Genomic DNA, 12,385 nt, shown 5'->3' on the forward strand with positions numbered 1-12,385 from the left:
TAAGTATTAAGTATTAAGTGCCAAGTATTAAGCACAACAGCATGAGCCAAAGTGACTACGGTTAATACTTAATGCTTGTTTTTTTAATATTCAATAACAGCCAGCATATCAACCATCTTCTCCAAGCCTTCCTGAAGAGGTTTCTGTACCATTGCTTTCATAAACGGATTAAGTTCCATTCCGATAGTCACCTTCACCTTGCACTCTTCTTCTGCAGTTTCAACCAGTTGAATCCACATATTAAAGGGAAGTGGAGAGTTAGTTGTTGCCAACTTTATACATTTACATGGATCACGCTCTACAATTTGCAAAGTTAGTTGCCCAACAGGAGAGACACTAAAGCTCAACGTGTCCGAATCAAAACTCAAATCCTGTACCTTATCTTTCGGTAAACGTTCTTTGACAGCTTCCAGATTACTCAAATCCGAAAGTTTATTATATACGCATTCCTGACTGTAAGGTATTACCTTGACACTACTCTCAAAATTACTCATAAATTTCTATTAGTATAAAACAAAAAAAGAACAATCCGGCCAAATATTGCCCGAACAGTTCTTTTTACCAAATATGTTTGATCAAAAAATGAATCTTATTTTCCAGCATCCCAATGAGCAGGGTCTTTACGCCATTCGTTCAATGTCTGTATGTCTTCTTCTTCGATATAACCTGTACGAAGAGCAACATCAAGCACGGCTTCATAATTGGTTAACGTTACCAAAGTCACCTTTGCATTTTTGAATGCCTCTTCTGCTACCGGGAATCCGTATGTATACGCTGCAACCATACCGATTACTTCGCAACCATCGCGACGAATTGCTTCAACAGCCTTCAAACTACTACCACCTGTAGAGATCAAATCCTCTACGACTACGACTTTCATACCCGGACGAAGTTCACCTTCAATCAGGTTTTCCAATCCATGATCTTTGGGGGTAGAACGAACATACACGAACGGCAGATTCAATGCATCAGCTACTAAAGCTCCCTGCGGAATAGCGCCTGTAGCCACACCTGCAATCGCATCCACCTGTCCGAATCGTTCCAATATCAGACGTGTAATTTCAATCTTCACAAAATTACGAAGAGAAGGATAGGACAGAGTTTTACGGTTGTCACAGTAAAAGGGGGATTTCCATCCAGAAGCCCATGTAAAAGGGTTAGCGGGTTGAAGTTTAATAGCTTTAATCTTCAACAGTTTCTCCGCAAATAGTCTCTCTAAGTTTTTCATAACTAAACTAACTATTAATTATTTGCCGCAAAAGTACAGAAATTGAACGAGAATAAAAAGAAGAATCCGTTTATTTTTTCAGTCAATTTGTTCCTCTTCATCGGGAATGTCGATACAACGCTTAATATCTTTCAGTTCAAATCCACGACTCATGGCAAATCGCATCAGCTTTCCATTCAATTCATAGTCGTCTGCCGCATGAATACTTTTCCGTTTGGAAGCCAGCAGGTCACGCAGAATAGAAAGGTATTCTTCTTCATCAATTTCATTCAGATAACGCCATGCCACATCAGAAGGGATCTTCTTCATGTAAAGCCCCTGGGCTATTTTCATTTTCCCCCACTTGGCAAAGCGGAACTTGTCATTCACAAAAGCTCTGCAGAAACGTTCATCATCAATGAACTTCTCTGATTCCAGTCGGTCAAGAATACGCGCAATGGTATCATAGGCAATTCCCCAACGTTGTAACTTCTCATTTATTTCTGCCCGGCAATGCTCGGCAGTGGAGCAGTAAGAGGCTACGCGATTTAAAGCCTCTTCATCAGTTAATTGTGCACTCATCGGTTAGCTGTAACTATTCTATCTTTTCCAAATATGTCTTTTATAACACGAACATCACGATATTGGTTCATTTCAAGTATGTGTGCTGTTTCCCGGCCATAAGCCTGGTTGATTTCAAAATAAAGTTTTCCGCCCGGCAATAGCAAATCACTTCCCAGACAGGCTATACGATTATAAAACCGTAAAGGATCCTCGTCAGGAACGAACAAGGCCAACCCCGGTTCCCAATCAAGGACATTAGCGTCCATTTCATTCTTTTCCGTTTCAGTCACATAAGGCGGATTACTGACGATCACATCAAAAGACGGCACCTTTTCCCAGTCATCAGACAATACATCTCTTTGCAGAAATCTCACCCCGGCTTCCAAATCTTCATTGTTTTTACGGGCAATAGCCAACGCTTCTTCCGAAATATCCCATGCCTCTACGTCTACATCCGGAAGTTTTTTATCCAGAGAGATCGCAATGCATCCACTTCCCGTACCTATATCTAACAGATGACGGGCATTCGGATTCTCCTTTACTATTAGCTCTACGAGTTCTGCGGTCTCCGGTCGAGGGATTAACACGCCGGAAGCAACCTTAAAATTCCTTCCACAAAACTCTGCAAAACCGCGAATGTACTGTATCGGTTCATTTTTCTGTAAACGGAATATAATGTTTTCTAATTCACGCTGTTTGCATTCGGATAAAATTATATCTTTGCCCATGTAAATATCAAACGCATCTAAGCCTAACATGTCGCAACAAATCAGCATTGAAAGAGCTTTTATCTCTTCCTGCGGATAGATTTCCTGCAAAGATTGGCGAATGTAAGCGGTGATACGATTCATATTTTCACAATTTCGGAGTGCAAAAGTAAGAATAATATGGCGAAGAGCACCAAAATGGAAGAAGAAAAATACATGAGGCGTTGCATTGAGCTTGCAAAGAATGGGTTATGCAATGTGCCTCCAAACCCGATGGTAGGGGCTGTTATCGTATGTGACGGGCGTATTATCGGTGAAGGTTATCACATTCGTTGTGGAGAGGCACATGCGGAGGTTAATGCAATTCGCTCTGTCAAAGATGAGTCATTATTGAAACATTCTACAATTTATGTCAGTCTGGAGCCTTGTTCCCACTACGGGAAAACACCCCCTTGTGCGGATCTGATTATAGAGAAACAGATTCCACGCATTGTTATCGGATGCCAGGACCCCTTTTCTGAAGTAGCCGGACGGGGGATTCAAAAACTACGGGATGCCGGACGAGAAGTTACAGTCGGCATATTAGAGAAAGAATGTCAATCACTGATTCGTCGTTTTATTACTTTCAATACACTTCATCGGCCTTATATTACATTAAAATGGGCAGAGTCAGCCGATCGTTTTATTGATATAGAACGTACAAGTGGAATGCCTGTGATACTCTCCTCTCCTCTCACTTCAATGCTAGTACATAAAAAAAGAGCGGAGGCCGATGCTATTATGGTAGGCAGACGAACAGCTTTATTGGATAATCCGTCGCTAACGGTACGCAACTGGTATGGGCATAATCCAATACGTGTCGTATTAGACCGCGCATTATCTCTTCCGAATGATTTACAAATATTCGATGGAAATGTGCCTACATTAGTCTTTACTGAAAAGAAACAACCAGCAAGAACCAACATCACATATATCTCCATCGACTTCAATCATAACACACTGGAGCAGATTATGGAAGTACTGTATCAACGGAAAATACAATCATTACTGGTGGAAGGAGGTAGTCAACTGCTACAGTCGTTCATCGACGACGAGTTGTGGGATGAAGCTTATATCGAAAAGTGTCCCAACAGGTTACACTCCGGTGTTAAAGCACCTCAAATGGACGATAAATTTAGTTATTCGATAGAAGAACACTTCGAAAGACAAATTTGGCATTATGTTCGCCGAATATAGCTAAGATAGTTCTATTCAGGGGGTTTTACGTCGATAAAAACAGTGTTATTATCTATAATTTTATATAAAACTTACCTGTAATGTTCATTATCGGAAAAAATGTTTCTATTTTTGCAACTTGTAAATAAACACAATCTTTCAAATGAGAATAAAGTTTTTATCATTCATTGCGAGTTTTTTCATGGTGTCATTTGTTATAACGTCATGTCTTGATGACGATAATAACATCGAATATAGCCCGGATGCAACTATCCATGCGTTTGCACTTGACACAGCAGGCCTTGGGAGTTATAAATTCACTATTGATCAATTATCACGTGAAATTTATAATGAAGACTCTCTTCCTGTTCATGCCGATACCATCATTGACAAGATTTTAATCAAAACATTAACTACGGCATCAGGCGTCGTAACAATGAAAGACAAAAGCGGTAACGATTCTGTCATAAACATCAATGACTCTATCGATCTTCGGGAAGATCTCACTATTAAAGTGTGGTCAACAGAAGCGTTAGCAGGAATATCTCCTAATCAAACTAAGGAATATACTATTAAAGTACGAGTACATCAGCATGATCCGGATTCGTTGAGATGGAAGTATATAAATGAAATAGATAATCAAATTACAGGAGAACAAAAATCCATTATTTTGGGAAGTGAAGTTCTCACATACTCTGTAGTTGGTAACGAGTTACGTGTGTATAAGAATTCTTTAACTAACTTCGGCAATGGGGTCTCACAAGAAACTGTGGGATTACCAGAAGGTCAACTTCCGACTTCTATCGTCACATTCCAATTCAACAGAAGCATAACCATGTTATATGCTACATCCGCAGGTGATGGTCATGTATATGAATCTGCAGATGGTATAAATTGGGGAAAATCAAGTATGTTTGGTGAGGGAGTGGAGTTACTTCTAGCCACATTGACCAATAACGATATCAGCAGAATTTGTTATACAAAGAAAGGAGCCGATAACCAACGCTATTTCTATTATCAAACAAATGATATACCACAAGAGACTTTGGATGAAGCAGAAAATGGAGGAAAAGTACCTGCTAATTTCCCAACTAAAAACATATCCTACACAGTATATGAGTCTGCGACAAATATTAAATCCGTCCTTTTAGTGGGAGATACAGAAACGGCGACTTTGGCTGATGACAGCGAATTAGAAACGACCATTGTATGGGCGTATGACGGTAGTAAATGGGTTGAGTTCTCAACAACTTCCTCCGTTGCATACTGTCCCAAATATACTCAACCATCTATCATATATTACAATGACTTAGTATATATATTTGGCCAAAATTTCAGTTCCATTTATGTTTCCAATCAAGGGTTATTCTGGAGAAAAGCTAACTCCAAGTTTGCATTCCCTCATAGAGATTGGAGCAAAGGAGGAACTCCAAACCCTAGCGTAGATCCTGAATTCAGAGGTAAAACGAATTACTCAATGGTACTAGACCCTGCGACTCAAAATCTATGGATTATATTTAGTAAAGGAAACGCCAGTTTCGAAGAAGAGGTAGATAAAGCAGAAAGTACTAAGTCTACCACAACTGAAACACGTACTTATAATCATGATTCAGAGGTATGGCGTGGTCGTCTTAATCAGCTATGGTTTGATTTAGCAAATGCTGGCAAATAAAAAACGTATACGTTTAAAATAAAAAGATGTCCTATATAGAACAAATAGACAAAACTCGGATACCACAACACGTGGCCATCATTATGGATGGGAACGGACGATGGGCAAAACAACGAGGGGAAGAACGTACTTACGGTCACCGTGCTGGCGCAGAAACGGTACAGAATATTACCGAAGATGCCGCCCGTTTGGGAATCAAGTACCTGACACTGTACACCTTCTCAACCGAGAACTGGAATCGGCCGCAAGACGAGATTGCGGCTCTGATGAATCTATTGCTAGAATCTATTGAAGAAGAGACATTGATGAAAAACAATATTCGCTTCAATGTAATCGGTGATTTCAAAAAGTTACCTGTTGAAGTCCAAAAAAGTTTGGCATCATGCATAGAACGTACATCCAAAAATAGTGGTATGTATATGGTATTAGCTCTTAGTTACTCATCCCGTTGGGAAATAACCGAAGCTGTACGGCAAATAGCAACACTGATAAAAGCAGGAGAAATGTCTCCCGAACAGATAACGGATGAATGTATCTCATCTCATCTGGATACTAAATTTATGCCCGATCCGGATCTACTGATCCGCACAGGAGGAGAAATCCGGCTAAGCAATTACCTCCTATGGCAATGCGCTTATTCGGAGCTTTATTTTTGTGACACCTTTTGGCCCGACTTCGATAAAGAAGAACTCTACAAGGCCATTTGGGAATATCAACAAAGGGAACGCCGATTCGGCAAAACCAGTGAACAGATCAGCTAATATAACTCGAAACATCAAATTATAACATAAATGCATTATCGTATTTCCTTTATATTCATAACGTTTGTCTGCCTGTGCTGCTTTGCGACAACAGGCATTGCGCAAAATGCTAACACTGATGAAGACTCGAAACCTGTCATCTTATACTCCGGAACACCCAAAAAGTATGAGATAGCAGATATTAAAGTCGAAGGCGTAAAGAATTATGAAGACTATGTATTGATTGGACTATCCGGACTATCGGTAGGACAGACAATTACTGTGCCGGGTGACGAAATTACTGGAGCGATCAAACGTTATTGGCGTCATGGCTTGTTCTCAAATGTACAAATCACAGCCGAGAAAATTGAAGGTGACAAAATCTGGTTAAAAATCAGTCTGACACAACGCCCACGTATCGCAGATGTACGCTATCATGGTGTGAAGAAGTCGGAACGTACCGACCTTGAAAGCAAGCTGGGAATGGTAAAAGGTATGCAGATTACTCCGAATACCGTAGACCGTGCCAAGACATTAATCAAACGTTACTTCGACGATAAGGGATTCAAAAATGCAGAAGTAATCATCTCGCAGAAAGACGATCCATCCAGCGAAAATCAGGTGATCGTCGACATTGATATCGACAAGAAAGAAAAAATCAAAGTACACGAAATCCAAATCGTTGGTAATCATGCGATCAAGACTTCCAAGCTGAAGAAAGTTATGAAGAAAACCAATGAGAAAGGTAAACTTCGTAACCTGTTCCGCACCAAGAAATTCGTGCCAGAGAACTTCGAGGCAGACAAGCAACTGATTATCGACAAATATAATGAGTTGGGATACCGTGATGCAATGATTGTAAAAGACAGCGTTTCACAGTATGACGAAAAGACTGTAAACGTTTATTTGAATATAGACGAGGGACAAAAATATTATCTGCGTAACGTTACATGGGTAGGTAACACTCTCTATCCGTCAGAACAGTTGAACTTCCTGCTCCGCATGAAGAAAGGTGACGTATACAACCAGAAGTTATTGAACGAACGTGTTTCTACAGATGATGACGCTATCGGTAACTTATACTACAACAACGGTTACCTGTTCTATAACCTTGACCCGGTAGAAGTAAATATCGTTGGCGACTCTATCGACCTCGAAATGAGAATCTATGAAGGCCGTCAGGCTACTATCAATAAGATCAAGATCAGCGGTAATGACCGTTTGTATGAAAACGTCGTTCGCCGTGAACTTCGTATTCGTCCGGGACAATTGTTCAGCAAAGAAGACTTGATGCGTTCTTTGCGTGAAATTCAGCAGATGGGACACTTTGACCCGGAAAAACTGCAACCAGATATTCAACCGGATCCGATGAACGGAACTGTTGACATAGGTTTGCCTTTGACTTCCAAAGCTAACGACCAGGTGGAATTCTCTGCAGGTTGGGGACAGACGGGTATTATCGGTAAGTTGAGCTTGAAGTTTACCAACTTCTCTGTAGCCAACTTGTTGCACCCGGGTGAAAACTACCGTGGTATACTTCCTCAAGGTGATGGTCAGACATTGACTATCAGCGGACAGACGAACGCTAAATACTACCAATCATACAGTATTTCATTCTTCGATCCATGGTTTGGCGGTAAACGTCCGAATTCATTCTCTGTATCGGCATTCTTCTCTGTACAGACAGATATCAGTAGCCGTTACTACAACTCCAGCTACTTCAACAACTACTACAACAGTATGTATAGTGGCTACGGTGGTTATGGTATGTACAACTATGGTAACTATAACAACTACGAAAACTATTATGACCCTGATAAGTCTATCAAGATGTGGGGACTTTCCGTAGGTTGGGGTAAACGTCTGAAATGGCCGGATGACTATTTCACTCTTTCTGCAGAATTAGCTTACCAACGTTATAACTTGAGCGACTGGCAATACTTCCCGGTCACCAACGGTAAATGTAATGACCTTAGCATTTCATTGACTTTGGCTCGTAACTCTATTGACAACCCAATCTTCCCTCGTTCGGGTTCAGATTTCTCACTGTCAGTTCAGTTCACACCGCCTTACTCGTTGATGGACGGTAAAGACTATAAGGGATATTACAGCAACCCTGAAACAGGTAGCATTACCCAGGACAACATGAATAAACTTCATAAATGGATAGAATACCACAAATGGAAATTCAAAGGCAAAACATATACTCCGCTGATGGATCCGGTTGCTCATCCTAAATGTCTGGTATTAATGACACGTACGGAATTCGGTCTGTTAGGTCACTATAACCAATACAAGAAATCTCCGTTCGGTACATTCGACGTAGGTGGTGACGGTATGACCGGTTATTCAACTTATGCAACTGAAAGTATCGCTTTGCGTGGTTACGAAAACAGCTCATTAACACCATACGGTTCTGAAGGTTATGCCTATGCACGTCTCGGTATCGAATTGAGATATCCGTTGATGCTGGAAACAAGTACTAACATTTATGTGTTAGGTTTCCTTGAAGCAGGTAACGCATGGCATGATATCAAGAAATTCAATCCATTCGAGTTGAAACGTTCTGCCGGTGTCGGTGTTCGTATCTTCCTTCCGATGATTGGTATGATGGGTATTGACTGGGGTTACGGTTTCGACAAAGTATTTGGTTCTAAACAATATGGAGGAAGCCAGTTCCACTTTATCTTAGGACAAGAATTCTAATGTATCATCAAAAACTAAACGTTATGAGAAAGTCTGTTCTATTAATCATGATGCTATTTGCTGTCAGCATGGCAGCAAATGCACAGAAATTTGCACTGATCGATACGGAATATATTATGAAGAATATTCCGGCAGCTCAAAGCGCTAACGAGCAAATGCAAGAAGCTACGAAGAAATACCAGAGTGAAGTAGAAGCTCTGGCTAAAGAAGCACAGAAGATGTTCCAGGATTACCAGGCAAAATCTTCCACTTTTTCTGCCGCACAAAAAACAAAGACAGAAGATGCAATCGTAGCGAAGGAAAAAGAAGCAGCCGAGCTGAAGCGTAACTACTTCGGTCCGGAAGGCGAATTAGCCAAGATGAGAGACAAGTTGATTACTCCGATTCAGGATGATATTTATGAAGCAGTGAAAGCTATATCACAGCAACATGGATATGATATGGTAATTGACAGAGCCTCTGCTACAGGTATAATATTTGCAAATCCACGCATAGATATTAGTGATGAAATCCTAAGAAAATTAGGATATTCAAATTAATTTCATACATTTGCAGCTGGAAATAACTAAAAATCATTCAAATAAATTATAGAACTATGCTAAAAAAAATTGCACTTGTAATGTTGCTTGCACTCCCAATGGGTGTATTTGCACAGAACCTGAAATTCGGCCACATTAATGCACAGGAAATCATCACTGTGATGCCGGAATTCACCAAAGCTCAAAATGATATTCAGACTTTAGAAAAACAACTTACTGCCGAACTACAGAGAACGCAGGAAGAATTCAACAAGAAATATCAGGAATTCCAACAAGCTATCGCTAAGGATTCTCTTCCTCCTAACATCGCTGAAAGAAGACAGAAAGAGTTGCAAGATATGATGCAGAGACAAGAGCAATTCCAACAGGATGCTCAACAACAAATGCAGAAAGCTCAAAATGATGCAATGGCTCCTATCTACCAGAAGTTGGACAATGCTATCAAAGCAGTAGGTGCTGCTGAAGGTGTGATCTATATCTTCGACCTGGCAAGAACTTCGATTCCTTATGTAAACGAATCACAGAGCATCAACTTGACTAGCAAGGTAAAAGCAAATCTTGGTATCAAATAAGAGCTGACCAAGAATAAAGAAATACCAAAAGGGAAAGAGAAAGAAGGATCATCTTCTTTCTCTTTCCCTTTTTTTGGTGTACATTTGCGTATATAAATCAAGTGTGTCATGAAGCAACATCTATCCCATACGCCCGGACCTATCGGAGTATTCGACTCCGGATACGGAGGTCTGACCATCTTAGACAAGATTAGAGAAGTATTACCGGAATATGATTATATCTATTTGGGAGATAATGCACGTGCCCCCTATGGGACACGTTCTTTCGAAGTCGTATACGAATTTACCCGGCAAGCCGTCAACAAACTGTTTGATATGGGATGCCATCTGGTTATATTAGCTTGCAATACTGCTTCCGCCAAAGCCTTGCGCAGCATTCAGATGAATGATTTACCCCAAATCGATCCTGCCCGCCGTGTGCTCGGAGTCATCCGCCCCACTGTAGAATGTGTTGGAGAGATTAGCAAGAATCAGCATATCGGCGTACTGGCAACAGCAGGCACCATCAAATCCGAATCGTATCCATTAGAAATACATAAACTATTTCCTGAAATTCAGGTTAGCGGGACAGCATGTCCGATGTGGGTATCCTTAGTTGAGAATAACGAATCACAAGACGAAGGAGCAGACTATTTTATCCGGAAGTACATCGACCAATTACTGTCAAAGGATCCTCAAATAGATACTGTCATCCTCGGATGTACCCATTTCCCTATACTCCTACCTAAAATCCGGCAATACATCCCGGATCATATCAGTGTAATTGCACAAGGAGAGTATGTTGCAGAAAGCCTGAAAGACTATCTGAAAAGACATCCCGAAATGGATGCCAAATGTACCAAGAATGGCAACTGCCAGTTTTACACGACCGAAGCGGAAGAAAAGTTTTCAGAATCGGCCTCTACTTTCCTGAAACAGCAGATTAGCGTAAAACATATCACACTCGAATAATTTTTAAGAAAATAAATAACCATTTCTCTCTCTTTTTTGTTATATTTGTAGATAACAACCCCTAATAAGTAAGATCATGAAAGAAGAAGATTATAGCAAGGCAATAGAAGTATTCTCCGGATCCCCCTGGGAAGCCGAGATCATTAAAGGGTTATTAGAAAGCAATAATATCCGTTGTGTAATCAAAGATGGAATTATGGGGACATTAGCACCCTATATCGCTCCTTCCGTATCCGTCCTCGTGACAGAGGAAGAATACGAAGCAGCCACCGAGCTAATCAGAAGCCGAGACGAGAAAGGTAGCGATTGATACGGTCCAGTCCTTCTTTGATATTCTCCAATGAGTTTGCATAGGAGAAGCGTACATATCTTTCACCTCCCGTACCAAAGTCCACCCCGGGAGTAATGCCGACATGCGCATGTTCGAGTACATCGAATGCAAAGCGATAAGAGTCGGTAGTAAATTTGCGTGCGTTGGCAAAAATGTAAAATGCTCCTTGAGGTTCTACTTTAATCTCAAACCCCATTTCCCGAAGACGAGTAATCATGTACCGGCGACGCTCATCATAAATCTGTTTCATCCGTTCCACATCCGAATCAGCCTGCCGCAATGCAGCAATCCCAGCCTGTTGGGCAACGCTGGACGCACAAATAAATAGATTTTGCTGCAACTTCTGCAAAGAACGCATACAAGATTTAGGTGCAATCAAATAACCCAGCCGAAGACCTGTCATCGCAAAACGTTTAGAAAATCCGTTCAAGACAAAAGCCTGATCGGTATATTCAAGAATGCTGTGCGCACGTCCTTCATAGACAAGTCCATGATAAATCTCATCCGAAATAACAGGAACTCCCAGTGCTGCCACTTCTCTCAAGAATTTTTCATCCAGCAACATTCCGGTCGGATTCATCGGAGAATTAATAAAGATAGCCGCTGTATGTGGATTCACACATTTACGAATAGCTTCTATGTCGTATTGCAGATATTCTTTAGACAAAGGAACCAAAACGGGTTTAGCCTGGGTAGCCAACACAAAATTACGGTAACAAGCGTATCCCGGATTGGAAAGAATCACTTCACTATCCGTATTACAGAGCAACATCAACGCAAGAAGAATGGATGGAGAAGAGCCGGAAGTCACCACAATGCAATCCGGATCTACCGTCACTCCATATTCCCGTAGATAAAAAGCAGCAATTTCCCGCCGGAGTTCCGGGTCCCCCAAAGAATGTGTATAGTGAGTAAGATGACGATCATAAGCCGCTTTTGCTGCTTCCGACACACAAGACGGTACATCAAAATCGGGTTCACCAACTTCCAAATGAATAATATCAACACCTTGTTTCTGTAATTCGTTTGCCCTCTCCAACACATCCATTACGATGAAGGAGGTCATCTGTTCTACTTGTGGATTTGTATGTTTCATTGTTTATCTTTTCTCTATCTGGCTGCAAAGATAATTCTTTTTAGCCTGTTTAGGTAGCATATCGGCAAAAAGCTCTATATTTGTG

The 12,385-nt window shown here is 40.9% G+C and carries 13 protein-coding genes; 8 read left to right on the forward strand and 5 right to left on the reverse strand.

What is annotated here, in order from left to right; all coding sequences use genetic code 11:
* Positions 1-83: 83 nt before the first annotated feature.
* The 4 genes from DWZ47_RS06715 to prmC form a co-directional block, all read right to left on the reverse strand.
* Positions 84-494, reverse strand: a complete 411-nt coding sequence (locus DWZ47_RS06715) for an SRPBCC family protein (RefSeq protein ID WP_117512622.1) — start codon at positions 492-494, stop codon at positions 84-86.
* A 95-nt stretch (positions 495-589) separates the two neighbouring features.
* Positions 590-1,228, reverse strand: a complete 639-nt coding sequence (pyrE, locus tag DWZ47_RS06720) for an orotate phosphoribosyltransferase (RefSeq protein ID WP_004299787.1) — start codon at positions 1,226-1,228, stop codon at positions 590-592.
* Positions 1,229-1,306: 78 nt separating this feature from the next.
* Positions 1,307-1,789 (reverse strand): regulatory protein RecX, encoded by a 483-nt coding sequence (locus tag DWZ47_RS06725; protein WP_004299786.1) that lies wholly within the window; start codon positions 1,787-1,789, stop codon positions 1,307-1,309.
* On the reverse strand, positions 1,786-2,622 hold the full coding sequence (prmC, locus tag DWZ47_RS06730; RefSeq protein ID WP_117512623.1) for a peptide chain release factor N(5)-glutamine methyltransferase: 837 nt from the start codon (positions 2,620-2,622) through the stop codon (positions 1,786-1,788). The genes DWZ47_RS06725 and prmC overlap by 4 nt, the downstream gene beginning before the upstream one ends.
* Before the next feature lie 36 nt (positions 2,623-2,658).
* Here prmC and ribD point away from each other — a divergent pair, with 36 nt between their 5' ends.
* From ribD to DWZ47_RS06770, 8 genes are all read left to right on the forward strand, one after another.
* The gene (gene ribD, locus DWZ47_RS06735) at positions 2,659-3,714 is read left to right on the forward strand and encodes a bifunctional diaminohydroxyphosphoribosylaminopyrimidine deaminase/5-amino-6-(5-phosphoribosylamino)uracil reductase RibD (RefSeq protein ID WP_117512624.1); all 1,056 of its coding nucleotides are present in this window, start codon (positions 2,659-2,661) and stop codon (positions 3,712-3,714) included.
* Between the two features lie 142 nt (positions 3,715-3,856).
* On the forward strand, positions 3,857-5,365 hold the full coding sequence (locus DWZ47_RS06740; RefSeq protein WP_008649601.1) for a DUF6242 domain-containing protein: 1,509 nt from the start codon (positions 3,857-3,859) through the stop codon (positions 5,363-5,365).
* Between the two features lie 26 nt (positions 5,366-5,391).
* Positions 5,392-6,126 (forward strand): isoprenyl transferase, encoded by a 735-nt coding sequence (locus DWZ47_RS06745; protein WP_004299782.1) that lies wholly within the window; start codon positions 5,392-5,394, stop codon positions 6,124-6,126.
* A 30-nt stretch (positions 6,127-6,156) separates the two neighbouring features.
* The gene (gene bamA / locus DWZ47_RS06750) at positions 6,157-8,811 is read left to right on the forward strand and encodes an outer membrane protein assembly factor BamA (protein WP_004299781.1); all 2,655 of its coding nucleotides are present in this window, start codon (positions 6,157-6,159) and stop codon (positions 8,809-8,811) included.
* Between the two features lie 23 nt (positions 8,812-8,834).
* Positions 8,835-9,350 carry an OmpH family outer membrane protein gene (locus tag DWZ47_RS06755; protein ID WP_004305030.1) on the forward strand — a complete coding sequence of 172 codons (516 nt, stop codon included), beginning with the start codon at positions 8,835-8,837 and terminating at the stop codon, positions 9,348-9,350.
* Between the two features lie 56 nt (positions 9,351-9,406).
* Positions 9,407-9,922: an OmpH family outer membrane protein gene (locus DWZ47_RS06760; protein WP_004299779.1), complete on the forward strand. Its 516-nt coding sequence runs from the start codon at positions 9,407-9,409 to the stop codon at positions 9,920-9,922.
* 108 nt (positions 9,923-10,030) lie between these two features.
* Positions 10,031-10,873, forward strand: coding sequence for a glutamate racemase (murI, locus tag DWZ47_RS06765; RefSeq protein WP_004310502.1), 843 nt, complete (start codon positions 10,031-10,033; stop codon positions 10,871-10,873).
* Positions 10,874-10,949: 76 nt separating this feature from the next.
* Positions 10,950-11,183 carry a DUF2007-related protein gene (locus DWZ47_RS06770; protein ID WP_004299777.1) on the forward strand — a complete coding sequence of 78 codons (234 nt, stop codon included), beginning with the start codon at positions 10,950-10,952 and terminating at the stop codon, positions 11,181-11,183.
* Here the strand turns inward: DWZ47_RS06770 and DWZ47_RS06775 are convergent.
* The gene (locus DWZ47_RS06775) at positions 11,152-12,300 is read right to left on the reverse strand and encodes a pyridoxal phosphate-dependent aminotransferase (protein WP_032844822.1); all 1,149 of its coding nucleotides are present in this window, start codon (positions 12,298-12,300) and stop codon (positions 11,152-11,154) included. The two genes, DWZ47_RS06770 and DWZ47_RS06775, sit on opposite strands and share 32 nt — an antisense overlap.
* Positions 12,301-12,385 lie beyond the last annotated feature (85 nt).

It is taken from the genome of Bacteroides sp. AF32-8BH (assembly GCF_003435205.1).
Lineage (GTDB): Bacteria > Bacteroidota > Bacteroidia > Bacteroidales > Bacteroidaceae > Bacteroides > Bacteroides ovatus.